Annotated in this window: 24 protein-coding genes and 1 rRNA gene; 19 read left to right on the top strand and 6 right to left on the bottom strand. The window is 41.6% G+C overall.

Going from position 1 to position 23865, the window contains the following annotated elements; genetic code table 11:
- Positions 1-93: 93 nt before the first annotated feature.
- The 3 genes from BMZ78_RS00130 to BMZ78_RS00120 all read left to right on the top strand — a co-directional run bounded on the left by BMZ78_RS00130 (position 94) and on the right by BMZ78_RS00120 (position 2375).
- A complete protein-coding gene (locus BMZ78_RS00130; protein ID WP_093226938.1) occupies positions 94-789 on the top strand; it encodes a response regulator transcription factor in 696 nt (231 codons plus the stop codon).
- Complete coding sequence (locus BMZ78_RS00125) at positions 789-1778, top strand: sensor histidine kinase (RefSeq protein ID WP_093226937.1); 990 nt, start codon at positions 789-791, stop codon at positions 1776-1778. Before BMZ78_RS00130 ends, BMZ78_RS00125 begins: the two co-directional genes overlap by 1 nt.
- 180 nt (positions 1779-1958) lie before the next feature.
- Positions 1959-2375: a YjdF family protein gene (locus BMZ78_RS00120; RefSeq protein ID WP_093226935.1), complete on the top strand. Its 417-nt coding sequence runs from the start codon at positions 1959-1961 to the stop codon at positions 2373-2375.
- Between the two features lie 138 nt (positions 2376-2513).
- On the opposite strand, the gene BMZ78_RS00115 is transcribed toward BMZ78_RS00120, so the two are convergent.
- The 3 genes from BMZ78_RS00115 to BMZ78_RS00105 all read right to left on the bottom strand — a co-directional run bounded on the left by BMZ78_RS00115 (position 2514) and on the right by BMZ78_RS00105 (position 9011).
- Positions 2514-7016 carry a glutamate synthase-related protein gene (locus tag BMZ78_RS00115; RefSeq protein ID WP_093226934.1) on the bottom strand — a complete coding sequence of 1501 codons (4503 nt, stop codon included), beginning with the start codon at positions 7014-7016 and terminating at the stop codon, positions 2514-2516.
- Positions 7017-7322: 306 nt separating this feature from the next.
- Positions 7323-7706 carry a globin domain-containing protein gene (locus BMZ78_RS00110; RefSeq protein ID WP_093226932.1) on the bottom strand — a complete coding sequence of 128 codons (384 nt, stop codon included), beginning with the start codon at positions 7704-7706 and terminating at the stop codon, positions 7323-7325.
- Between the two features lie 6 nt (positions 7707-7712).
- Complete coding sequence (locus BMZ78_RS00105) at positions 7713-9011, bottom strand: glutamate-1-semialdehyde 2,1-aminomutase (protein WP_093226930.1); 1299 nt, start codon at positions 9009-9011, stop codon at positions 7713-7715.
- A gap of 181 nt (positions 9012-9192) precedes the next feature.
- On the opposite strand from BMZ78_RS00105, the gene BMZ78_RS00100 reads away from it, so the two are divergent.
- The 7 genes from BMZ78_RS00100 to BMZ78_RS00065 all read left to right on the top strand — a co-directional run bounded on the left by BMZ78_RS00100 (position 9193) and on the right by BMZ78_RS00065 (position 15638).
- Positions 9193-10983 carry a hypothetical protein gene (locus BMZ78_RS00100; protein ID WP_093226929.1) on the top strand — a complete coding sequence of 597 codons (1791 nt, stop codon included), beginning with the start codon at positions 9193-9195 and terminating at the stop codon, positions 10981-10983.
- A gap of 37 nt (positions 10984-11020) precedes the next feature.
- Entirely contained in the window at positions 11021-11758 is a 738-nt protein-coding gene (locus tag BMZ78_RS00095) for a sporulation protein (RefSeq protein WP_093226927.1), read from the top strand.
- 23 nt (positions 11759-11781) lie between these two features.
- Positions 11782-12534, top strand: coding sequence for a sporulation protein (locus BMZ78_RS00090; RefSeq protein WP_093226925.1), 753 nt, complete (start codon positions 11782-11784; stop codon positions 12532-12534).
- 92 nt (positions 12535-12626) lie between these two features.
- On the top strand, positions 12627-13631 hold the full coding sequence (locus BMZ78_RS00085) for an ABC transporter ATP-binding protein (protein WP_093226924.1): 1005 nt from the start codon (positions 12627-12629) through the stop codon (positions 13629-13631).
- Between the two features lie 34 nt (positions 13632-13665).
- Complete coding sequence (locus tag BMZ78_RS00080; RefSeq protein ID WP_175482245.1) at positions 13666-14418, top strand: ABC transporter permease; 753 nt, start codon at positions 13666-13668, stop codon at positions 14416-14418.
- 2 nt (positions 14419-14420) lie between these two features.
- Positions 14421-15206: an ABC transporter permease gene (locus BMZ78_RS00075; RefSeq protein WP_093226921.1), complete on the top strand. Its 786-nt coding sequence runs from the start codon at positions 14421-14423 to the stop codon at positions 15204-15206.
- 219 nt (positions 15207-15425) lie between these two features.
- On the top strand, positions 15426-15638 hold the full coding sequence (locus BMZ78_RS00065) for a spore germination protein (RefSeq protein ID WP_093226917.1): 213 nt from the start codon (positions 15426-15428) through the stop codon (positions 15636-15638).
- Between the two features lie 115 nt (positions 15639-15753).
- On the opposite strand, the gene gerPC is transcribed toward BMZ78_RS00065, so the two are convergent.
- On the bottom strand, positions 15754-16083 hold the full coding sequence (gene gerPC, locus BMZ78_RS00060) for a spore germination protein GerPC (RefSeq protein ID WP_175482209.1): 330 nt from the start codon (positions 16081-16083) through the stop codon (positions 15754-15756).
- 116 nt (positions 16084-16199) lie between these two features.
- Between gerPC and BMZ78_RS00055 the strand changes: the two genes are divergently transcribed.
- From BMZ78_RS00055 to BMZ78_RS00020, 8 genes are all read left to right on the top strand, one after another.
- A complete protein-coding gene (locus BMZ78_RS00055) occupies positions 16200-16622 on the top strand; it encodes an Hsp20/alpha crystallin family protein (RefSeq protein WP_093226914.1) in 423 nt (140 codons plus the stop codon).
- Positions 16623-16662: 40 nt separating this feature from the next.
- Positions 16663-16881 carry a spore germination protein gene (locus BMZ78_RS00050; RefSeq protein ID WP_093226912.1) on the top strand — a complete coding sequence of 73 codons (219 nt, stop codon included), beginning with the start codon at positions 16663-16665 and terminating at the stop codon, positions 16879-16881.
- An 8-nt stretch (positions 16882-16889) separates the two neighbouring features.
- Positions 16890-17141 (top strand): hypothetical protein, encoded by a 252-nt coding sequence (locus tag BMZ78_RS18975; RefSeq protein WP_217644974.1) that lies wholly within the window; start codon positions 16890-16892, stop codon positions 17139-17141.
- Between the two features lie 200 nt (positions 17142-17341).
- Positions 17342-17809, top strand: a complete 468-nt coding sequence (gene bcp / locus BMZ78_RS00040) for a thioredoxin-dependent thiol peroxidase (RefSeq protein ID WP_093226911.1) — start codon at positions 17342-17344, stop codon at positions 17807-17809.
- A gap of 18 nt (positions 17810-17827) precedes the next feature.
- Positions 17828-18616: a class I SAM-dependent methyltransferase gene (locus tag BMZ78_RS00035; RefSeq protein WP_093226909.1), complete on the top strand. Its 789-nt coding sequence runs from the start codon at positions 17828-17830 to the stop codon at positions 18614-18616.
- Positions 18617-18634: 18 nt separating this feature from the next.
- On the top strand, positions 18635-19288 hold the full coding sequence (gene nth / locus BMZ78_RS00030) for an endonuclease III (protein WP_093226907.1): 654 nt from the start codon (positions 18635-18637) through the stop codon (positions 19286-19288).
- 341 nt (positions 19289-19629) lie between these two features.
- Positions 19630-20073 (top strand): Fur family transcriptional regulator, encoded by a 444-nt coding sequence (locus BMZ78_RS00025; protein WP_093226905.1) that lies wholly within the window; start codon positions 19630-19632, stop codon positions 20071-20073.
- Between the two features lie 203 nt (positions 20074-20276).
- The gene (locus BMZ78_RS00020; RefSeq protein ID WP_093226903.1) at positions 20277-20594 is read left to right on the top strand and encodes a YbjQ family protein; all 318 of its coding nucleotides are present in this window, start codon (positions 20277-20279) and stop codon (positions 20592-20594) included.
- A 425-nt stretch (positions 20595-21019) separates the two neighbouring features.
- Here the strand turns inward: BMZ78_RS00020 and BMZ78_RS00015 are convergent, their stop codons facing one another.
- A complete protein-coding gene (locus BMZ78_RS00015; protein ID WP_093226901.1) occupies positions 21020-22381 on the bottom strand; it encodes an AMP-dependent synthetase/ligase in 1362 nt (453 codons plus the stop codon).
- Positions 22382-22932: 551 nt separating this feature from the next.
- Positions 22933-23382 carry a DUF2614 family zinc ribbon-containing protein gene (locus tag BMZ78_RS00010; protein WP_093226899.1) on the bottom strand — a complete coding sequence of 150 codons (450 nt, stop codon included), beginning with the start codon at positions 23380-23382 and terminating at the stop codon, positions 22933-22935.
- 389 nt (positions 23383-23771) lie between these two features.
- On the opposite strand from BMZ78_RS00010, the gene BMZ78_RS00005 reads away from it, so the two are divergent.
- Positions 23772-23865 (top strand): 16S ribosomal RNA (locus tag BMZ78_RS00005); the annotation flags it as partial.

The following is a 23865-nucleotide window of genomic DNA, read 5'->3' as shown; positions in this document are numbered from 1 at the left end:
ATACAAGATGGAAGACGACCTTATGTTTAAATCCTTTCCCAACAATCTAAGAGGAGAAGGATTTTATTTTTGCTTTAGAGAGAGGGAGATTCCATGCGAAGAAATATTTTGATTGTTGACGATGAGCAAAAAATTTTGGATACAGTAAGTAAGTACTTAATGCAAGAAGGTTTTTATCCAAAGACTGTTTCATCAGGAGAAAAAGCGATCAAATATATTTCACAGGGAAATGAAGCAGATCTTATTTTGTTGGATTGGATGATGCCAGGATTAAATGGCATTGAGACATGTCGGGAGATACGCCGATTTTCCGATGTGCCCATTATTTTTTTAACAGCTAAAACGGATGAAGTAGATAAGTTACTGGGACTTGAACTAGGAGCGGATGATTATATTACCAAACCCTTTTCCATGCGTGAATTGGTAGCTCGAATTCGGGTGATTTTGCGTAGGGTGGGACGTAACCATTCCAAAGAAGAAGAAGAGGAGTTCATTCGTTTTAAAGAGTTAGCTCTTTCACCATGTCAATACAAAGCTTGGCTGGGCGAAGAAGAATTAATCCTTACCCAAACAGAATTTAAAATTTTATCCATATTAGCAGCGCATCCTGGACGTGTCTACAGTCGTTCACAATTGGTGGAGATGGTGTTAGGCACTGAATATTTAGGATATGAACGCTCCATTGATACACATATTTATAACTTGCGAAAAAAGATGAAAGAGATTGCGCCTGATTTTGTGGGAATCCGAACCATTTTCGGCATTGGCTATACATTGGAGGATGATTGATGAAGAGGATGAATCTGTTCTTTATTTTTTTAATTCTTCTATTTACTCTTGGAGTCACAAGTTCGTTTTTGACGGGGTCTTTGGATCTTAGTTGGAAGATCATCCTTTTTTTATTGATATGGTTAGGCGGGATTGGTTTTATTGGGTTTACATGGTATTACTATTGGCAACAGTATGTCAAGCTGTCTCAGATTGCCAACGAAATAGTAAACTATCCTCACCTTAATCAGCATCCTTGGAGGGATAAAGATGAATTTGCCGAGGTAGTCCAATCTCTCAATCAACTTGGGAAACGGATTATCAAAGAAGAAAAACTAAGGGGGCACATGATTGCCGATATTGCCCATGAGTTACGTACTCCACTTACGATCTTGCGCAGTCAATTGGAAACATTGGTGTTAGAAGGAAAAGCTGTATCCATTCAGCAGCTCATTCCATTAGTTGATGAGACGATTCATATGCAACGATTAATCCATGACTTACAAGAGCTGAGTCTGGCTGAAGCAAACCAGATTTCTTTAAAGCGAAGCTGGTTTGGATTTCAAGCATGGTTAGAGGAAATCGTTGATATTTTAAAAACTCAGGCGATTGAAAAGGAGATCAAAGTAGAAATAGAGGGCAGGATTTTGAATGAAGTATACTGGGATTCTTCGCGGATGAAACAAGTACTGATCAATTTGTTGGGGAATGCGATCAAATATACAGAGCATGGTGGAAAGGTGAAAGTCGCAGTGTGTCAAGCTCAGGGGATAGTGAAGATTCAGGTGATCGATAATGGACCAGGGATCCCTCCTGAAAAGTTACCATACATATTTCAGCGTTTTTATCGTGTGGAAGGTTCACGTAATCGATCATTAGGAGGAGCAGGGCTTGGACTGGCTATTGCCAAGGAATTTGTGGAAGCACACAAAGGTTCGATAGGTGTAGAGAGTGAATGTGGAGAGGGAACCACCTTTACCATAGAGCTGCCTGTTTTTCCAGATGAATGAAAAGAATGGGACAAAAACATGTTATAATAAAAAATATGATTTCATTATGATAAAAAAAGCAGTGTAAAAACACGAACCGGTTGGTAGTCCGGTTGCATGGAAGTTGGTTTCCATGTCAGTAACCTTCCCCTTTCTCCCCGGGGATGTCCATCACTGCTGAATATTTTGGGGGGATTGTTCATGAAGCTGACCGTTTATTTTGATGAACAAAGTCAATTTTGGGTTGGTGTGGTCGAAGAACAGATTGGAGAAAAATTGAAAGCGGCCAAGACGATTTTTGGAACAGAGCCAAAAGACCAGGAAGTTTGGGACTTTGTTCAATATCAAATGTTGGAGCTGATTGAACAAACAAATACATTGATTGCTGTAAAAACCAAAAAGAAGAAAAAGACAAATCCAAAACGCTTGGCTCGGCAAGCAGCGAAAGAGCTGAAACAACGTGGTGTAACGACATTTGCCCAAGAGGCGCTCAAGCTGGCGCTGGAAGAGAGAAAGCAGGAACGCAAAGAAAAAAGTAAAGAACTGAAACGAGCACTTACCGAACGAAAATGGCAACGAAAAGTCGAAAAAAGAAAAGCAAAGCATCGTGGACATTAAGGACATCATTTCTATTTTGGCTTTGTTCTTATTCTGGAGAACATGTGGAGATATTCAAACAGAATATCTCCATTCTTTATTTTTTTGGTAAGAAAAAAGCTCCTGATCCCACCTGGGGAATCAGGAGCAAAATGAATACTACTCGGTAGAAATCGATGGATCCGCTTGCTGTTTGACCGGAATTACCTGAATAAAATGCTTTTCCAGGTTTTGAAGCAAAGACTCTATTTTCTCTGCCTGTTTGGTTTGGCCAGCTTGGATCAATTCTTCGTGATAAGCCCCCAATAACTCAGTTAGATCGGAAATACCTTTGCTGCTTAAAGGCTCCAATGTTACTTTTGCCGCCTTGGCGATCCGGCGACGAATTGCGGATTCATCCAACCCCATTTCGGGCTGTAAACGAAGATAGACGACACCGCCTGTCATACCTGAACAAATCCAGGGACCTGGGTCACCAAGCACAACTGCCCGTCCATCGGTCATATATTCAAAAGCAAAACCTTTAATATTGGCACGGTTGCCGATTAATCCGAGATCATCACGTAACGGTTCGGTGATTTCGCCAGCGATGATGATATCAGCTCCAGAAAGACGAATACCAGCGCGGGAGTCGGCATTTCCCTGGACGATAAAGAGCCCTTTTTGTGCTCCGTAACAAAATCCTTTTCCAACGGATCCATTAATCCATTGTCTATGTTTGCCTGGAGCTTTCATAATGGCCACACGTCCGCCAAATGCCATTTTTGCTACGCCATCCTGTGCGCCGCCATATACGGTTGCCTGAATACCGTCCGCGTGGAAAGAAGCGAAGCCATTACCAGGTACGGAGCCTGCCGTGAAGGTATAGGAGATTTTGGGCAAGGAACGGTAACTTCCATCCAAACGGTGACGAACACGATCCCCTGCCATATCACTGATTAATACACGATCAGCACTGTTGACGCCGGTAAATGTCTGGACAATCGGTTGATGGTCGTGGAAAGACATAACTTCAGCATTTTCTTCAGCTGCCTTGGTCCCTGCCAGCACTTTTACTTTTTTGTCTTCGATCGCTTCTTGTTTCCATTCATGAGAAAGAACATCCAATAGATCACTCAGATCGATCCGTTCCTGTTCTCTTGTTTGCTTGAGGAGATCTGAGCGACCGACCAAATCCTGGGCCCGTTTGAATCCAAGTTGTGCGACCAATTTCTTCATTTCTTCACCGATGGCTGTAAAGAGACGGATCAGTCCGGAGACTGCCTGGTCAAAGTCACGAGGGACAAAACGGCGCAATCCATGTGCCTGTGCTTCCTCAATTGACTCAATTTGTGTAGCGATACCAACATGGCACGTATCAAGATGACATCCACGACAAGTCGTACACCCTATTGCCAGCATTGCTAAAGTTCCGAAACCGATTCGATTGGCTCCAAGAAGCATTAATTTGATCACGTCCATTGCGCTTCGGAGACCACCGTCTGCCCACAGTTCAACCTGATTTCGCAAGCCTGCTTCGATTAAGGCATTATGTGCAGCTTTCACTCCGATTTCTGCAGGCAATCCAACATGCTGGAGAGCGTGAACACGTGCAGCACCTGTTCCGCCATCAAAACCGCTCAGTGTGATAATATCGGCTCCGGCCTTGGCAATACCGACGGCAATCGTTCCGATATTTGGTACCACGGGTACTTTTACGATGACTTTGGCATGACGGTTGACGGTTTTTAGCTCGGTGATGATTTGTGCCAGATCTTCGATCGAGTAGATATCATGGTTGTTGGATGGTGAAATCAAGTCACTTCCGGGTGTGGCGTTACGTGCTGCGGCTACTTTGGCTGAAACTTTTTTCCCTGGCAAGTGCCCACCTTCACCCGGTTTTGCGCCCTGACCGATTTTGATTTCCAGGATATTTGCAGAGTTGGCCAGTTCAACATTCACCCCGAATCGTCCTGAAGCAATCTGATGACCACGTGTTTTGGGGTATTTACCCAACATGTCTTTAATCTCTCCGCCCTCACCGTTCAGGCTGATCATATTCAGGCGATCTGCTGCTTCGGCATAGGCACGGAAGGCGACTTCGTTTTGTGAACCAAATGACATGGAGCTAATAACCAATGGGAGATCATGGTCACCAATGCTGAGATCCACTTCTTCAGGGCGGACTGAGGAGTGTTCTTGTGTAACCAAATCGGCCACATGACGCAAGGAAACAGGATTGGTTTTCTCCAGATCCTCAAGCTTTTGTGCAAATTCTTCATAAGGAATCGCACCAGAAGCAACCTGACTGATGGATTTCCAAATGCGTGGCCAGAGGTGGAAGGTACGAATGGGTTTCGCTTTGGCGCTATGGTACTCGTTGTAACGTTCTTCTGCATCTTTTTCCAGGTCTGTCCAGGATAATCCCGCTTTTTCGGAACCGCAATAATTGACGATGTCCAGCACATCGGAGATTTCGGGATGTAGGCCGATGGAGGAGAAAAGTCGGGCATATCCACGCAATTCATGAATACCAATCGTGGAAATGATTTTCTCCAGACCTTTATTGATCGCTTGATATAAGTTGCTTGCGTTTTTGTTTTCTTTACCAATTAAAGTTTCAAACATGAGATAAGGAGAAATTGCATCTGCTCCCAATCCAATAGCAATAGCAATATCATGCAGATTCCGCATTGCACCGGAGCGAACCACAATGCTTGCTTGTCGGCGAAGATTTTCACCTGTAGAATTGGAAGCTTTTTTTAATGCTTGATCCACTTTGGAAATGGCCAAGTGAGGATCGAGAAAGAGTTGATCCTGCTCATGGACACCTTCATCATCAAGCAAAATAAAGGATTTTCCATTTTGTGCAGCCTGAATAGCTTGTTGTTCTAGTTCGGCCAAGGCCTCCGTGATTCGTTTGCTTCGAGAGTAAAAAAGTGGCAGACGAACTTGTTTTTCCTGTTTTTCAAAAAAGGCAACCACTTCTTCAAAAGAAAGGGTAGAGAATTGCTTACAAACCGCTTGTGCTTGTTTGCCTTCGATCAAGATGGGGGAGGGAAGTTCAAGTCTGGCGTTTTTTTCATGGTCCACTTTTGTGTTGAGGGATGGCCGGCTTCCCAAAACGATACGGGTAGAGAAATGTTCCATCTCTCTTTCGCGGTCGATCGCAGGGTTTGTGACAACTGCTACACTTTCTTTGATATAATCAGCAAGGTTTTGTCTCACTCTTGAAAGAGCGGCAAGCGGCCCGTCGTAACCGAGTGAACGAATGGGATCAACACCCACTTGAGCCATTTGTTCCACCATTTGTACATACTCACGGTCCCAGCCAAAAGCAGCATATTGCGCATCAGTTACAGGTACGTCTACTTTCTGAGAAGAGCCTTCCCCTTTTATTTCTGTCAAAAATTCTTTATAATCCGTGAAATCAAATCGTAGTTTGGCTCTTTCCAGCACCATCTGTTGGACTTCATGATGTTCGAGTAATCGTGCCTGTGGCAACAGTTGGACACCAATGGTTTCACCTGGGGCAAGCGGTTTTGGCTCGCTAACCATTTCTGCTACTGAAATAATTCCTTGTTCTGAAGAGAAGAAATAGCAACGTTCGCTTTCAACCAGCCATAATGGACGCAAACCAAGCGCATCAACGTGGAAAGCACATTCATTTTCGTAGCGTGAAACAAGAGCGACAGGCCCTTGAACAAAGGGACCCCAAACCTGACGATAGTAACTATATAAATCTTTCAGTTCATCTGGAAGAAGTTTTAATTCATGAATGACAGGGGGAAATACCATTTCAATGGCTTCCAGTAAAGTAAAGTCGTAGTGATGAATCAATGTTTCAAGTAAACGATTCAAATCTTGGGAGTCACTGCTGTTCTCTGCAAGCGGTGTCCCAATCATCATTGCTTCATCACGCAGTTTACGTACGGTGTTGATTTCTCCATTATGCCCTAAAAGGGAAAATGGTTGTACCCGAAAGAAACTGGATGCTGTATTGGTTGAATAACGATTATGGCCAATCGTGGCAATTGTTTTAAAGTCTGCATCGGACAAATCATCAAAATATTTCGTTAATAAATGGGCAGCACCCATCACTTTATAAATAACAGTTTGATTGCTGAAAGAAGCAACTTGAACTGGAAATTTCTCTTCAAGTTCAACGACCAGATTGAATAGACGTCGAGATAAATTTTCTTCAGATTCAGCCAAACAAGCGATTTGCCAAAAATGGGGTTCATCTTTTTTGCCATTTTTGCCGAGAACAGAGGAATTCACTTGATCCAGTCTTTCAAGTAGAATGGTAAGACCATACTTTTGGATAGTGTTTCGAATTTGTGCTTGAATTTCCTCTTTATTGGCAATCTGCTTTCTTAAAAAAATATGTGCAACAGCAAACAAAGATTGATAAGCATAATCACGAGCAAGCTGGTTTTGGGATAAATATTTAGCCCATAGATCGCGTGGGAGGTCTGTCAAGATTCCACAGCCGTCCCCTTCATCATGAATAAAGCCTGAACGGTGCTCCATTTTAATTAAAGCGTGAATGGTGTCAAGGATATTGGCCCGTTTGGGTATACCATCTTTTTCAATGGTAGCAATAATACCACAACTATCGTGTTCAGCTGCTGTTAAATGACGAAAACGCCCTAAATCCGCTTTTTTGAACGGAACAGACATGGAATCTTCACCTCCGAGGAATATAAAAATAGACAGGGAGACTTTGTATTGAATGTTTGGAAAAAAGGATGGATTTCAGAGAATATTTTTCTAGAATAAATAATATGAATATAAATATTTGTATTTTTATGCGTTAAAAGTAGTATATACTATTTTACTTACTTAGTCAAATATCTTGTTGATAGTTGGTTTTTTGTGTATCCGGGTAAACGGGTATAAACACTATCATGCATATATATGCATTTTTGTTTTTTGTACAGCTATATAAAGGAGGTTAAGCAAACAGCCTAGCCTCCTTTATGGGTTTCAGTCCTCGGGTTGATTGATCATGTGATGGGCGGCCATCACCACCCGGGCCCAGATTTGATCGCGAGCTTCACCTGTGATCCCTGCTTCATCTAGGGCTTGATGCATGCATTCCAACCAGGCATTGGCACGGGAAGGTGTAATCGGAAAAGGTAAATGGCGTGCCCTCAACATGGGATGTCCATGCTTTTCTGTATAAAGAGGAGGGCCACCTAAAAATTGAGTAAGGAATAAATACTGTTTTTCCATCACAGGTTGAATATCTTCGGGAAAAATCGGTTTTAAGAGAGGATGAGCTTGAACGCGAGCATAAAAGGCTTCTACCAATTCTCGAACCTTTTTGGCACCGCCGATTTGTTCATATAAGCTGTCAAAGGAATTCAAATGTGCTCACCTCTTATTGCTCATTTGGCTAAAGGCATGGTCTACGGCTCTTATGGTTTCATCAACGTCTTGTTCACTATGTGCAGTTGTAATAAACCATGCTTCATATTTGGAAGGAGCAAGATAGATCCCTTGCTCAAGCATCAATCTGAAGAACTGGGCAAACCTTTCCCCATCAGTAGCTTGAGCGCTGGCGTAGTCCACAACAGGTTGATCTGTGAAATAAACAGTAAGGGCTCCTCCGTACTGATTGACCGTAACCGATAAACGGTATTCATCAGCCAACTTTACAATCGCATCAGCAAGCCGTTTCCCTTTACGGGATAATTCTTCATATAAGCCCGGTTTTGACAATGCTTGGAGACAAGCCATACCCGCAGAAATGGATAGAGGGTTACCTGCCATTGTTCCAGCCTGATACATAGGGCCCATTGGGGCAACTTTATCCATTATTTCTTTGCGGCCGCCATAGGCACCAATCGGCAAACCACCACCAATAATCTTGCCAAGGGCTGTGAGATCAGGTTCAACGCCAAAAATAGTTTGGATTCCGCCATAATGGAAACGAAAACCAGTAATAACTTCGTCATAAATCACCAGTCCACCAGCTTGATGAACGAGTTCATTCACTTTTTCCAGGAAGCCAGGTACTGGTGGGACGATCCCAAAGTTACCGACAAGAGGTTCTACCAAGACAGCAGCAATTTGATTTCCCCAGTGATTTAATGCCTCTTCCAATGCGTTTATATCATTATAAGGAATGGTAATAACTTCTTGGGCGATGCTTTGTGGGATACCAGCACTGTCAGGTATACCCAGGGTGGAAGGCCCAGAGCCTGCTGCAACCAGGACAAGATCGGAATGTCCATGATAGCATCCGGCAAATTTCAATATTTTGTCTCGGCCTGTATAAGCCCGAGCCAGTCGGATGGTTGTCATAACGGCTTCTGTACCACTGTTCACAAAACGGATTTGTTCCATCGAAGGGATGGCTTCACGAAGCATTTGGGCAAAACGAACTTCTTTTTCGGTTGGTGTGCCGTAAAGTACGCCATTCATCGATGCCTCAACGATGGCTTCATGAACAGCCGGATGAGCATGACCTAGGATAATCGGACCAAATGCGGCAAGATAGTCAATGTATCGATTGCCATCCTCATCCCAAAAGTATGCCCCTTTTGCTTTTTTCATAAAAATAGGTGCGCCACCACCCACCGCACGAAACGAGCGAGACGGGCTGTTTACTCCACCTACGATTACATCCAATGCTTCTTGATATAAACTTTCCGATTTTTGGATGTTCAATGAAACAACCTCCTTTTTTCCAGTTCAAATATCATTGTACATAATACGGCGATCAGAATGTCAGGCTATTTTTGTTGTTTCGCTCTTTATTCTTGTGATATTCTTAATTTGGATACGTTTGCTTTTTTAAGGATTTATGATAAACTTTATTTTTATTTTGAATAGATGGAGGCGAGCAAAGGTGTCTTGTTTTCGTAATGGTGAGAAATATAGAGGTCGTTATGCAGTAGAAAAAGTAGTTCCTTTTTTTGAAGGAGAATTAGCGATTGCCCAATATGAGGGAAAAAGATTTTATCTGCAATCAGCCAAACTCGCAAGACAAGCGCCACCACGTGCTATTCAGCAGTATCTGTCGCTGGATCATCCATTGGTGATGGCTTATCAGGAAGTATATACAGAAGGCCAATATATTGTATCCGTGCGCCCTTATTACGCCATTCAGCCCTTGCCACATTATGTAGCAAAAAAGGGCATCGATGAAGAACAGTTTTTATCCTGGGCCAAACAGTTGGTAGATTTGGAACAGCATCTCAAAAATTACAATTTACCCATGTATTTATTGAAAGATCCGCGTAATATCGGGATTACGAGTGAAGGAAAATTAAAAGTCATTTTCTGCGGGGTAGAGCAGGTTACTGCATATGAACCTTCAATCGACTGGGGGACTTTTTTTATTAGCTTGTTGAAAGGCAAGTTCCCACAAGACAATGTAAAGCAAGCGATCAATGATTTGAATCTGTCTCAGACACTTGTGCGTTTCCTGGAAAAAGCGATGAACAATTATCAGGTTGAACTTGTTCGCACCTTAATTGACAGTGTGGAACAAAAGAGTGCGAAGCCTGCAAAGATCGCTCCTGCTCCATCTTTAATTGATAGCCATCGGCAGTCAGCCATGAAATTGGATTTGGGAACAGTAGCCAGACCAGCGTTTACCATGCCAAAAACGGAAAGAAAATTGGTTCAGAAAATCGATATGGACAAAACCATTATTCGCAATGCGGATGAATGGCTGAAAGAAGAAAAGAGCGCTGTTCAGGAAAAACAGACGATTGAAGAAAAGCCTGTATTAGAGAAAAAGCCAGGCTTATCGCTTGATCCACAAAAGATTAATATTGAAGAATTAAGTCAGAAGACAGAATTTCGTCTTCCACTACAAGCGATTCGTGAGGAGTTGGAGCGTAAAGAACGGGAACGTTTGGAAGAGTTAAGAAAACAGCTCGAACAGCAAGAAAAAGACCTGATGGAAACGTATCGAAGAGAGTTTGAACAGCGAAAACAAGAGCTCCTTGAAAGGCAACGTCAAGACCTTGAACGGCAGGAACAAGAATTGTTACGTAAGCAAAAAGAAGAGTTTGAGCGGATGCAAAAAGAAAGGCTCAAGCAGGAGCTGATTAAACGAGAGCAGCTGGAATGGGAAAGAAAAATGAAAGAACGGCTTGAAGAGGAAAGAAGAGCCTTTGAACAGCGTAAAAAAGAGCTGTTAGAACGATTGGTAAGAGAATTTGAAGAGCAGCAAAAAGAGTTATTGGAACAACAGCGTTTGGAGTTTGAACGTCGCAAACAAGAGCGTCTGGCTATGCAGCAACGCGAATTGGAGAAAATGTTTGGCTCATTTTCATTTGGCTCTGGATCCAGTCTGGAAGATACACAACCCGTGACACAAGTGAAGGAAGAGGAAGCTGTCTCTGTTGAAGAGTCAGAATCATCCGTTGCTGGTTCGTATCATCCACATCTGGAAGAAAATGTAACTGTTCAGGAAAAAGACTTGGATGTGACTGAGCCTCAAGTAGAAGTACAGGATGAACCGGCTCAAGAGAAAGCAGTAGAACCGCAAGAAAAGGTAGAGGTAGCAAAGTCTGCACTCGACTATGAAACGGTTCAACGGATTAATGAACAACATGCGCGTCTGGCCAGACAGTTTGAAGAATATGATAAATATATGAATGCAAATAAATCCCCGCAAAACCAGTGAAGTGCCTTGCTTATAGAGAGGGGATGAATCCGTTGTGATGAAAAAGTGGCTAGCCAGTTTGGGATTCGGTTCAGCGAAGGTGGATACAAGGCTGGAGGATCGACCTTTTTTTCCTGGAGAGCAGGTAAAAGGGGAAATTGTGATCCGTGGTGGGGATGCTGATCAACAAATAGAAGATATCTATCTAGAGTTAATTGCCGAATATCTAAAAGATGGAAAGAATGTCCGGCATATTTGTGCAAAGTATTACATAGCCAGGAAAATATTGATTTCTCCGCATGAAGAAAAGACATTGCCGCTGTCGATCAAATTGCCGATGGAACTGCCTATGTCCACAGGCAGATTTCCCATCTATTTAAGAACAGGTTTAGATATCAAGATGGCTCTGGATCCACAAGACCAGGATCGAATTGATGTGATACCAAAACCGTTGGTACAAAAAATATTAAAAGATATCGAAGACGCCGGGTTTGTTTTGTACAGTATCGTTAATCGATATGTATCGGGCAGACAGCCTTACCCCTTTGTACAAGTTTTTGAGTTTCGACCAACAGGTCGCTATCATGGTGTTTTGGATCAACTGCATGTGTTCTTTGATTATACGGAGGAAGAAATGGCAGTTCATTTTGAGATCTATCGGTCAGGTGACATAATCAGTTATTCTTTTTGTTGGAAGCATCAAAAGCCGAGCGAAACGTTACGGATCAATGATCAACCTTGCCAAGGGGATCCTCTTCTAAAAATACAAGAACTTCTTCATCGGAAAAATGGATAAAAATTGTTTTGGGAGGATACTTTATGTTTGAAAAAGCACTGGCTAGTCTTGGAATCGGTGCTGCAAAAGTAGATACACGTTTGGAGAAATCAACCTATCGCCAGGGAGAACAGGTTTTGGGAGAAATTCATATTCAAGGCGGTAATACGGATCAAGAAATTGATGAAATTTATCTTTACCTCGTGGTACAATACCACCATGAAGGAACACAGGCAGAATATGTTATTGATGAATTTCGGTTATCAGACCGGTTTGTCATCGGGGCGCATGAAACGCAGATTATTCCTTTCCAATTTCAGTTGCCTTATGATACACCGGTTTCTACAGGAGGTTCCCCCATCTATCTGAAAACGGGCTTGGATATTAAAAAAGCCATTGATCCAACTGACCTGGACGGAGTTGAGATACTTCCTCACCCACTGATTGATCAGATTTTACTTGCAACCGAAGCGATTGGTTTTCGACTTTATCAAGTGGATTTCGACTTTGAGCAATTCCATTCACGAAACCCATTTGTACAAGTGTTTAAGCTTAAGCCACTGGGACAATATGAACGATTAATGGATCAGTTGGCCTTCGTTTTCCAGCCGCATGAAAAAGAAGTGAGTGTTTTGATGCAGGTGGATCGTAAACCTGTGGATTTGATGAGCTCCATGGAAGAGGCACTGGACTTGGATGAGCGCCTTGTTCAATTTGATATTGCAGAAGAAGAAGTGAAGAATTTCCATCGCTTGCAAGCAAAATTAGAGAGTTTCCTCAAACGGCAATTGGATTAAAATGTAAACTGGATTAAAATATAGATGGATGGCATTCCTTTGCTAGGAATGCTTTTTTTACTGTAAAGGTGAAGGATTAGAGGTGAAGATAAATGTTAGCGATTGATGCAAAAGAATTGACAAAAGAATTTAAAGTCTATCAAAGTCGGCCTGGTCTGCTGGGGGCGTTTCGTGATTTGCTCAATCGACAATATCGTACGATTCGAGCAGTGGACGGTATCAATATAGAAATCGAAGCAGGGGAAATGGTTGGGTATATCGGTGAAAATGGTGCAGGGAAATCGACAACCATTAAGATGTTGACAGGAATTTTGCAACCAACCAGTGGGGAACTGAAGGTCAATGGCTTTGATCCCCATAAACAAAGAGAACAATTTGTAAAAACCATTGGGGTTGTCTTTGGTCAGAGAAGTCAACTATGGTGGGATATTGCCGTACAGGAGTCATTCCGGTTGTTGCAGAAAGTCTATCAAATTCCTGATCAGGAGTATAAACAGCATTTGGGACGAATGATCGAAATCCTGGAAATTGAAAAGCTATTGGATCAGCCTGTACGGAAATTGAGCTTGGGGCAGCGAATGCGCTGTGAGCTGGCAGCTTCTCTTTTGCACAAGCCAAAATTACTCTTTTTAGATGAACCGACCATCGGATTGGATGTATTGGTAAAGGAAAATATTCGCCAGTTTTTGCGGGAGATCAATAAAGAGCTAGGGACGACCATTTTGTTAACGACCCATGATATATCCGATATCGAAGCATTATGCTCCCGTGTGATTATGTTGGATAAGGGGAAAATCATCTATGATGGAAGTTTAACCCAATTGAAAAAAGTATGGGGTGGAGGACGAAAGGTTCTTCTGGAGATGGAGAAGGAAATTTCACTGGATGAATTGCAAAAACGAACTGCTGACCTTTCGGTTCATTGGGAAAGTCGATCGCCTCGTCAGTATATTGCTTATTTGGAGCAGGGAGACGGGGTATCCGATTTATTGTCCCGTTTGGTGCAAGATATGCCGATTATGGAGATGCAAATAGAAGAAGCAACGACAGAAGAAATAGTTCGCAAGATTTATCAGGAGGGGATCCCCGTTGCTTAGTGCTTATTTGGAAGTGATTCGAATCCGCTTTTTAATGATGTTGGCGTATCGGGTCAATTATTATAGTGGGATCGTCATTTATAGTTTGAATATAGGGGTTTATTATTTTTTGTGGATGGCCATTTATGGAAGCAATCAGAGTTTACAAGGGCTATCTGCTGTACAAATGGCCACATATATTTCCATTTCCTGGATGGCACGTGCTTTTTATTTTAACAATTTGGATCGTGAGATTGCACAGGAAATTCGAGATGGGACAGTAGCCATTCAGCTGATCCGTCCTTATCACTATTTATTGGTAAAAGTATTTCAAGGGTTTGGTGAAGGAATTTTTCGTTTGCTTTTATTTAGCATTCCAGGTATGGTTGTGGTTTCACTTATCTTTCCAATTCATCTGCCTGATCCGGGAGTAGTATGGTTAAAGTTTGCTCTTAGTTTGTTGTTGGGGTTTATTGTCAATGTCGAGATTAACCTCATCACGGGACTCCTTGCATTTTTTGTTCTCAATAACCAGGGTCTGATTCGAGCAAAGCGAGTGATGGTCGATTTATTATCTGGATTGTTTATTCCCATTTCTTTTTACCCCGAGTGGGCTCAAATCGTTTTGAACTATCTTCCTTTCCAGGCGATTAGCTACTTACCCAGTATGGTACTGGTAAAAGGATTGGGTGGAACCGAATTTATGCATGCGCTCATGATCCAAGCGGCATGGTGTGTACTATTATGCATTCCGATCCAGGCCATTTGGCGAAAAGCAAGAAAAATATTGGTAGTGCAAGGGGGTTGATTATGTTTCATCTGCGGCTATATATGGAGTATCTCAAGCAGTATATGAAGGTTCGTCTTGCTTACCGTTGGGATTTTGTTGCCCAGTTTGTGACAGACTTTCTGTTTCAGGCGATAAATTTGGTCTTTATTCTCGTTGTCTTTGGTCATACCAATAACCTGAACGGTTGGAGTCAGGCTGAAGTTATTTTTATCTATGGGTATTTTTTGATCCCTTGGTCGATTTTCGTTGCTTTTTTTAACTTGTGGGATTTCAATGAACGCTATATCATTCGTGGAGAATTGGATCGTGTGCTCACCCGCCCTGTGCATAGTCTGGTTCAAGTGATCATGGAAACGATGACTCCTGAATCATTGATAGGGGTCATTACAGGTTTAATTGTGATGGGTTGGGCGATGACTGATTTGAATCTGACATGGACTTGGTATGATCCCATTTGGTTCATCTTATTTACGTTGGGCGGCGTGGCTATTTATGCTGGGATTTTTATTTCACTGACGAGCATCAGTTTATTTACCGATTCCAAATCAGATATCCAACCGATTATGTATAACATTGGTAATTATGGACGCTATCCAGTGAATATCTATCATCGGGTGATTCAGTTTGTGCTGACATGGATCCTGCCATTTGCGTTTGTTGGCTTTTATCCGGCCAGTTACTTATTGGATAAAGCCAATTGGCAGTGGTATGCCTTCCTGACACCGATCGTAGGGATGGTTTTTTTAGGGATCGGTGTGATGATCTGGAATGTGGGCATCCGCCATTATCGTGGAGCAGGCAATTAGGATGGATCGTGAGCATATATTCCGTTTTGGAGCGGGGGTTGCTTTTCCTGGTCAAAAATCGCCTAACTGGAAAAGGGCCCCTCTTTTCTCATGTGGGATCATTTCTTCTGAAACGGGTTGAAATCAGAAAAATGATCCAACTCTTTCTTTTTTTGGAACAAGGCACACACATGAATTTCACGAATATGATATTAACATCAAGTAAAGGTGGAATGGTGTATGACAAATAAAAATTTTTTATTTAACCTAAGTATTTCTCGTATGCATACATCCTCAACAGTAAACACAGGAAACTCCATTAATATTCATCCTGATAGTCGAAGGGTCTTTGTTGGTGTTTCGTTCCCAGAAGGAGATGGACATCTTTTTATTAATGGGAAGGAAAACATCTACTTGGATAATGACGTAACAGATCAGTCTTCGGGTATGTAGGTGTAGCATTTTTTCATAATTAAATTTTTCTATATAATAACAATAAAAATATAGAAATGTGCTTGTTCTGATCTTGCTGTTTTAACCATTTTTCATTTTGGATTTCACATCTCGACTAGTATAGGGAGTCTTGGTCATCGGGGGATGTCTTTTGATCATCGTTCATTTGACCATGACTTATTTCATTTTCACTCTGATCTTGTTGTTTTTCTATCATTTGATCCATTAATTTTTTCATGCTTTTTTTATCTGCTACTGCTGTTAAACCGACATTTAATGTTCCGCTTAAGGTCTCCACTTTCAGCTCATTGATTTTATATTCAATCTTTTCTATTTTTAATGGTTGAATCTGTTCAATTTTTTCCTTTAGTTCTTGATTCTCTTTTTTAAGCAGGGATATTTTTTTTTCTAGCCTGTTTAATCGATGCCACAATTGTTCCAGCAATATGGCTCCTCCTTTTTGATTCATGTATATGATAGATTTGGTCAAACATGCCAGCTGTAACCATAGAAGCCCAAGTTGCATATACTTTGGGAAACTGGACATAGGGAGTGGTTTCTATGTCAAAACTTTGGGATGGCATGGAACGTTGGAATCAGTTAGCACGGATGTTTTTAGGTGACGATTTTTTTGAGGAAATGATCAGTGTGAAGAATAACACGACTCTGCCTAATGCGGATGTTTATCATACAAAAACCGAAGTGATTGCAGTCATTGATCTACCAGGTATTGAAGATATTAAATCCATCGATGTACAGATTGAGGGGGATAAGCTGGTCATTAAGGGAGCAGTGACTTCCCCCTATCAAGCCTATCAAGTGTTATTGAATGAGCGGATGAAAGGTTCCTTTCAAAAGGTGATTCCTTTGGGAACAATGGTTTCAAACAAGCAGCCTTTTGCCCGTTATCGTAAAGGGGTGCTGGAGATTCGTATTCCGAAGCTGAAGTCAGATACGAAGCAAAAAATTAAAATTCACGAGTAAAAGCTGAAGCAATACGAGTCCAAATAGGGAGTAGATAAAAATGGGAACGATTAATAACATTTTTAGCGTAAAAATCAACAGTGTCGCCAGTTCAGCTTCAGTGAATTTCGGAAATACGCTTAATATTGGAGCAGAGAGCGTGACGAAATCATTAGGCGGATCCTCTCCAATTGGAGATTTTGCCCGCAACATTGATCTGGAGAGAAACGTTTATATTGATCCAGATGTAATCGATCAATCTAAGAAGAAGACTGTTTAGAGGGTAAAATGATGATTAACATCCAAATCCGTATCATTCATATCAATTCCGTATCCAGTGCCGGTTCTGTCAATGTTGGAACGACATTAAACCTTGTCCAAGTACCTGAAGCACCACCGACAAGACAGCCCGTTCCACCACCGCAGCCACCAACACCACCACAGCCACCAACACCACCGCAACCACCAACACCACCTAGAGTTCCGGAACCACAAGTACCCATTCCCGAAATACCGCGTATACCTCGACCAGAGAGATAATCTTTAGGAGATCTTTGAAATGAGTAGACTCCATGTCCATGGCTCCAACTCCTCACGGAATCGTAAAGTGAATGGGTGCTTTACTTGAAAAACGGATTCTACCTTTCTTGCTTTCAGCATGATACACTTTACTCAATGCTGTGATTTTTGTACATATTAAATGATGAACGATCGATGATTTGGATTAGGAGGATGGGCACATGATTCAAGAAGGGCAACCTGCCATTGATTTTACTTTGCCTGCATCGAACGGAGAAAATGTATCTCTTTCCGATTTTCGTGGCAAGCATGTGGTATTGTATTTTTACCCGAAAGATATGACACCTGGTTGTACAACAGAGGCTTGTGATTTTCGGGATTATTATGGGGAATTCACCGGTTTGAATGCAGTCATCTTAGGTGTAAGCCGGGATCCGATTGCTTCCCATGAAAAATTTATCAATAAATACGAGTTGCCTTTTTTGCTTTTAAGTGATGAGAATGGTCATGTATGTGAGCAGTATGGAGTATGGAAGGAAAAGAAGATGTACGGAAAAAAATTCATGGGGATTGAACGGTCCACTTTTATCATTGATCAAGAGGGGATTGTACGAAAAATCTATCGTAAAGTGAAAGTAAAAGACCATGTAAAAGAAGCGTTGGAGTTTATTCGTGAACAGCTAACCTAAAGAGTTAGGGGGAGAGAGATGGAGCACAATTCAATGTATGATTGGCCAGACTACTATGATTGGACATCAACGGGTTTGGATCATGATGTCGTTTATTATGTTGAACTGGCAAAACGCTCAGGGGGCCCCGTATTGGAATTGGGATGTGGAACAGGACGCTGTACTTTGGCGATTGCCCGAGAAGGAATTCCAGTGGTAGGACTTGATATTTCAGCCAAAATGCTGGAGAGGGCCCAACAAAAAGCACAAGATTTTGGGCTGGCACATCAAGTGGAGTGGGTTGAAGCCAATATGGCTCAATTTGATCTCGATGGACGCACTTTTCCATTGATTATCATTCCTTATCGCTCCTTTACTCATTTACTTACGGTCCAAGATCAACTGGCTACTTTAAAACGGATTCATCGGCATCTTACGGATGATGGCTTACTGGCCTTCAATATTTTTGTTCCACATCTGGATCAACTCATCGAGATTGATGGGAAGTATGCATTTCGTGGATCATTTCCTGTTCCTGGTGGGTTGGAAGAAGTGGAAGTATACGATTATACCGAATTGGACTCCTTTCATCAGACTGCCTATATTATTCGGTATATCGAACATTTTGACGGACAGGGAAGATCATTGGCCCGGATCAAAACGGATATGCGAATTCGATACACCTTTCCAACTGAATTGAGCCATCTCCTTGCTGTATGCGGTTTTAAAATTGAACAGCGTTATGGTACATTTTATCGGGCGCCTTTTGATCATCGCAGTGAAGAATTAATCATTGAGGCAAGAAAAATGGTCAGGAGGTCAGGATGAAACAGGAGGGAAACCAGGGTGGAGGAGAAACCGAAGCGTGTACCCACACGCAAAATACTGGACACACTTGCGCAAATGTATCCGGATGCTCATTGTGAGTTAAACTTTCGCAACCCATTTGAACTGTTGATTGCAACCATTCTGTCAGCCCAGTCAACGGATCGACAAGTGAACAAAGTGACTGAAGGCTTGTTTCAAAAATATCCAACACCGGAATCATTCCTTCAACTGACAGAGGAAGAACTTGCTGAACATATTCGGGGATTGGGTCTGTTTCGGAACAAGAGTAAAAACATCTTGAAAACGTGTCGCATTCTAGTCGAACAATATGGTGGACAAGTTCCTCAACAACGTGAGCAATTGGAAAAATTGCCAGGAGTGGGCAGAAAAACGGCCAATGTTGTATTAAGTAATGCATTTGGGATTCCAGCATTGGCGGTGGATACACATGTACACCGCGTTGCCAATCGCCTTGCACTGGCAAATAGCAAAACCCCGCTTGAAACCGAACAACAGTTGATGAAAAAGGTTCCACGTGCAGAGTGGAGTGATACGCATCATCGGATTATTTGGCATGGGCGTAGGGTGTGCAGTGCGCGCAATCCGAAATGCACCATCTGTCATTTATTGCCTTACTGTTGGTATGGAAAACAAGTGAAAAAAGCGAAATAAAAAAGACTCGGACATTCCTATGTGTCCGGGTTTTGTTTCATCAAAGGATCGAAATCGAGGGGGGATTCATGTATAATCTTTAAATGTTTTTTTCGTTAGAGATCAATCCATCTGCAGTGAATTTTCATCTTCTATTTGTCGATATCGTCATTTTATTTTATTATTTTTTTATGTGATCAAAAAAAAGCAGACGGGTAAAATAATTTTAGTGTTCTTGTGTACCGATTCCTGTTCCTCTATGCTTTTCATTGACAAACTTTGGGGATCATCGTAGACTAATTATATATATTATTAAAAGATAATCGTTATCATTTGAGTGATGACTTAGTGAGGTGGAGTCTATGGTAAATTCCCGCTTATCTGCGGCCATAGAAACGCTCAAACACAATGGGGTTCGTATGACTCCGCAACGCCACGCCATTTTAAATTTTTTATTTTCTACCATGAGTCATCCAACAGCGGATGAAATTTACAAGGCATTGGAAAGTAATTTTCCAAATATGAGTGTGGCTACTGTGTATAACAATCTGCGCCTGTTTAAGGAAGCTGGATTAGTTCGAGAGTTAACATATGGAGATGCATCGAGCCGTTTTGATGCGAATATGACTGAACATTATCATGTGATCTGTAAGCAATGTGGAAAGATTACGGATTTTGACTATCCTCCGTTATTGGCAGTCGAGGAAGAAGCTTCAAATCGGACGGGTTATATGGTTGATTCCCACCGTATGGAGTTGTACGGTATTTGCCCGGAATGCCAACGAAAAATGGAGTATAAGAATTAAGTTTGGCGCTTTTTGCTTATCACTACCGTGATGGGTGAAGGCGTCTTTTTTATTTGCAATGAATAGATTTTTAATAAATACAAATACTTAAAGTTGAAATAAGAGTTTAGATTGAATTTAAGTTCCATTTAATAAAGATTAAGCTTGGTTTGATATAACCAGTATAGATTCAAAAGCTTCTATCTTGGATGGAGGAATCTGTTTTGATTATTACTACCACTCATTATGTTCAAGGAAAAGAGATTGAAGACTATTTGGGGATTGTAAGTGGCGAAGCGATTATGGGAGCCAATATTTTTCGTGATATATTGGCGACCATTACCGATGTGATCGGCGGACGAAGTGGACAGTTTGAAGGAAAGTTTGCGGAAGCAAAAGATGTAGCCATTCAGGTGTTGACAGAGCGAGCGCAGAAATTGGGAGCCGATGCGGTTATAGGAGTGAGCTTGGATTTTGAAGCGGTTCGAGGGGAAATGTTAACCTGTATCGCTACAGGAACGGCAGTCAAACTGAAGTCATAAGATCAAACAGGGGATGACTCAAAAGCAGAATTTTCAATCCTCACCTAAGCTCAAAATAACATAAAAATGACCGAAATTATCCTATCCTGAAAATATGGATACGTTTCTCCAGTGCTTCGGGATGGGTTCCTTACGGAGTAACTGTGCTTACGGAGTAACTGTGATGGTACAGAGGAAGAAACCCATCCCTCCGCTTTTTAGAAAACAGAACACCTTTTACACCCCCTGATGGTTCTGATTGGCAATATGAGGGTTTGTTTACAAATCCGGCATATAACGGAATTTTTGTCAACAAGCTGACCCGTATCACAATCAAGTGATACGGGCTATTTTTGGGGAAAGATACCATTTCCGGTCAGTCCCTGTAATTTAATTCCGATTGTTTTAGAAGAACTTACCTCCAAGCATAGAGCGGAGGGAAGAATTCATTTCTGGCCAAGAATTCGGAGATATCCATTTGCATCAATTTCAGCTAACTGGCCAGTATAAACCCAACCATTCACTATTTTTTTGGCCGTTTCTTCTGGTTGATTGTAATAACCCATCATCGTACTTGGACTTTTCACCAACAGCTCTCCATCAGAAGCTAACCGAAGATCCACTCCGGGGATGGCTGTTCCTGCGGTACCCGGTCGTATTTGAGATAGATGATTACAGGCAACCATAGCGGTACACTCTGAAAGGCTATATGATTCAATGAGAGGGATTCCTATGTATGTGAAAAATTGACATATTTCTTCCGGTAGAGGAATACCTGTTGAGAGCATGATTCGGAGATTGCGACTGACTTTTTCTTTCCATTTGGATAAAATAAGCCATTTCGCAATCCCATATTTTTTGGCAAGCCGAGAATGTATTGGCCAGTTATAAATTCCATGACTCATTTTGTAGTATTCTTTGACAGTACGAATGGCCCACTCCAGACGTTTCTTTCTAATCCAGGATGCTTGTTCGATTTCTGATTGAAATTCTCTATTAATGCTTTCATATAAAGATGATGTTCCGACGAGAATTGTAGGCTGAACTTGTTGGAAAGCAGGAAGGATCTTGTCGCTTTGATTTGCAAAAATGATGGTAGCACCATGATAAAGAACACGAAAATATCCCATGATTCTTGAAAAAGGATGGGCAAAAGTGAGTAATGAAAGGGAGAGATCTTCGTTCGAAATCGGAATCACATGGTTAGATGATTGGATATTGGTCAGGATATGCCCATGTGAAAGTAAAGCTCCTCGAATGGGTTCATTTGCATCGGTTGGATACAACAGGGTAGCAGGGTCAGATGATTGAATGGTATGGTATACCCATTCTTCTTCTTCAAAGGAAATGGTTTGTCCGATCTGTAAGACCGTTTCAAAAGACAAAGCCGCTTGTTGGCTATGCTTAGCCATTAATATTTGATGTTTGGTTAATTGGGAAAGATTTGTAAGTGAGTTGAATAGCTCTGGATTTTCTATAATGATCGTGGTGACTTCTGCATCTTTTAGAATCGATAAAACATGTTCAGGTGGTAAAGTTGGAGCAATTGGAACGGAAATAGCTCCCAAGCTCAGGATGGCTAAATCTGAGATGAGCCAACGTGGACCATTGTTGGCGAAAATCGCAACCTTCGTTCCAGACCGAACTCCGATTTTTTCCAAGCCCATCGCAAAATCTCGAATGATATTCCATAATTTTTGGTAAGTCATTTGTTGCTCTGAACCATCTTGTATCCACTTTAGAGCAATTTTGCAAGGATTATGCTTAACCGATTGGGCCAGCATTTCAAGTAAATTGTGCGGTTTCACAATCTGGGCCTCCTTTCATGCAGGAAGATACTTTATCATGCCAAGTGATTTGAAGTCATTTCAAAAATCCCTAGAGTTATAAATCAATTTGGGCACCCGTTCCGTTTTTTCGACTCGTTCCGCAGCACCCTGCAAGGAAGTATCTCAGGGACGCTTCAGGCCGGAAGCTTAAGAAGCGGGAAAAATACGCTGCCGCTTAAGTGGACATTGCCCGCGTTTTTAATCTTTCGCTTTCCGTCTCTCCGCTGGGCTCGTAATTCACTCGTTTGGAAAAACTCCGCTTATTTTTATACGTAGTTGCATACGAATATAAGTTTTGAAATAGCTTATAGTTTCATTCTTCCTTCTTCATAACTGATTTCTTGCTCGATTGTCAAAAGGATATATTTATTTTCATTATATTAGCCATGTTAAAAAAAAGAACGGATAGAAAAAGCCTCCCCTACGAGGAGGCGGAGTGAAATCATTTATGAGTGTTTGACGAGAAAGCTATCAAGATGGAGAGGCTTTCGTTTGTCTATTCTTGAAGCGAAGAGATTGGAGTAATTGATTTATTTCACTGACTTCTCTTCTTGATCAGGTTCCGTTTGATCAGGATGAATGGATTCTTTGGATGACTGGTTTGCTTCATTTGTTTCTGGCACATTTCCCTTTGTCTTTTCTTTTGAAGCATTTGGGGCATCAGATGGGTCGACGGAAAGGATACTGCGACAGTGCATACATTCATCTCTTCTTCCAAGAACTTTCGTATGCTTTCCACAAACAGGGCAATTTACTTTCAATGACTGTAAGGACAACATGCCTGTCCAGAAATAAATGCCAACACTAGCCAATACCCAAAGCATTCCTAGAATAAAAAATAATTGCATCAGACTGGGAAAGAGAAACCCAATGTACATAACTAACATACCCAAAAAGATCAAGAGAAGGGCAAATGTGCGAATCTTGTTTAATTTTCCGGCAAAGAGAAAAGCCAGTTTAGGTTTACGTTCTGAAGACATGGTTGGATCCCCTTATTCTCATTTGGTCATCGATAATCATAAAGCAATCCTGAAATAAAAACAAATAAATTTTATCATGAAAAGAGCTTCATAGGCAATGTGAATGGCCTTTTATTAAAAATAGCGAGGTTGTTGACTAACCCAATTTCCTTTTCCAGTTGAACGACTTTGGCTTGAATGGAAGAAACAAGATAAGGAACACCAGCATTTAACGGAAACTTTGGCAACAAGCAGTCTATTTTTATTAAAAATAGTGTTGACATCTATATTTAATTATGATAGAGTAATCATTGTCGCCGCGAGATGCGGTGAAATGAATAAAAGAAAGTGTTCCTTGAAAACTAAAGAGCGAAACATGACCTCGTTGATTCGATAGAGCAAATCAAACTTTTTTGGAGAGTTTGATCCTGGCTCAGGATGAACGCTGGCGGCGTGCCTAATACATGCAAGTCGAGCGGGGTTATTTCCTTCGGGAAATAACCT

Origin of the sequence: Thermoflavimicrobium dichotomicum (assembly GCF_900114055.1) — a bacterium.
Classification (GTDB): domain Bacteria; phylum Bacillota; class Bacilli; order Thermoactinomycetales; family Thermoactinomycetaceae; genus Thermoflavimicrobium; species Thermoflavimicrobium dichotomicum.
Note: the sequence above shows the minus strand (reverse complement) of the source record. Positions and strands in the feature narration are given on the sequence as shown.

Excerpts from the sequence above, each read along its gene's own strand:
- BMZ78_RS00130 (WP_093226938.1), top strand. The coding sequence starts at position 94 with ATGCGAAGAAATATTTTGATTGTTGACGATGAGCAAAAAATTTTGGAT.
- BMZ78_RS00125 (WP_093226937.1), top strand. The coding sequence starts at position 789 with ATGAAGAGGATGAATCTGTTCTTTATTTTTTTAATTCTTCTATTTACT.
- BMZ78_RS00120 (WP_093226935.1), top strand. The coding sequence starts at position 1,959 with ATGAAGCTGACCGTTTATTTTGATGAACAAAGTCAATTTTGGGTTGGT.
- BMZ78_RS00115 (WP_093226934.1), bottom strand. The coding sequence starts at position 7,016 with ATGTCTGTTCCGTTCAAAAAAGCGGATTTAGGGCGTTTTCGTCATTTA.
- BMZ78_RS00095 (WP_093226927.1), top strand. The coding sequence starts at position 11,021 with ATGAAAAAGTGGCTAGCCAGTTTGGGATTCGGTTCAGCGAAGGTGGAT.
- BMZ78_RS00090 (WP_093226925.1), top strand. The coding sequence starts at position 11,782 with ATGTTTGAAAAAGCACTGGCTAGTCTTGGAATCGGTGCTGCAAAAGTA.
- BMZ78_RS00085 (WP_093226924.1), top strand. The coding sequence starts at position 12,627 with ATGTTAGCGATTGATGCAAAAGAATTGACAAAAGAATTTAAAGTCTAT.
- BMZ78_RS00080 (WP_175482245.1), top strand. The coding sequence starts at position 13,666 with ATGATGTTGGCGTATCGGGTCAATTATTATAGTGGGATCGTCATTTAT.
- BMZ78_RS00075 (WP_093226921.1), top strand. The coding sequence starts at position 14,421 with ATGTTTCATCTGCGGCTATATATGGAGTATCTCAAGCAGTATATGAAG.
- BMZ78_RS00065 (WP_093226917.1), top strand. The coding sequence starts at position 15,426 with ATGACAAATAAAAATTTTTTATTTAACCTAAGTATTTCTCGTATGCAT.
- BMZ78_RS00055 (WP_093226914.1), top strand. The coding sequence starts at position 16,200 with ATGTCAAAACTTTGGGATGGCATGGAACGTTGGAATCAGTTAGCACGG.
- BMZ78_RS00050 (WP_093226912.1), top strand. The coding sequence starts at position 16,663 with ATGGGAACGATTAATAACATTTTTAGCGTAAAAATCAACAGTGTCGCC.
- BMZ78_RS18975 (WP_217644974.1), top strand. The coding sequence starts at position 16,890 with ATGATGATTAACATCCAAATCCGTATCATTCATATCAATTCCGTATCC.
- bcp (WP_093226911.1), top strand. The coding sequence starts at position 17,342 with ATGATTCAAGAAGGGCAACCTGCCATTGATTTTACTTTGCCTGCATCG.
- BMZ78_RS00035 (WP_093226909.1), top strand. The coding sequence starts at position 17,828 with ATGGAGCACAATTCAATGTATGATTGGCCAGACTACTATGATTGGACA.
- BMZ78_RS00025 (WP_093226905.1), top strand. The coding sequence starts at position 19,630 with ATGGTAAATTCCCGCTTATCTGCGGCCATAGAAACGCTCAAACACAAT.
- BMZ78_RS00010 (WP_093226899.1), bottom strand. The coding sequence starts at position 23,382 with ATGTCTTCAGAACGTAAACCTAAACTGGCTTTTCTCTTTGCCGGAAAA.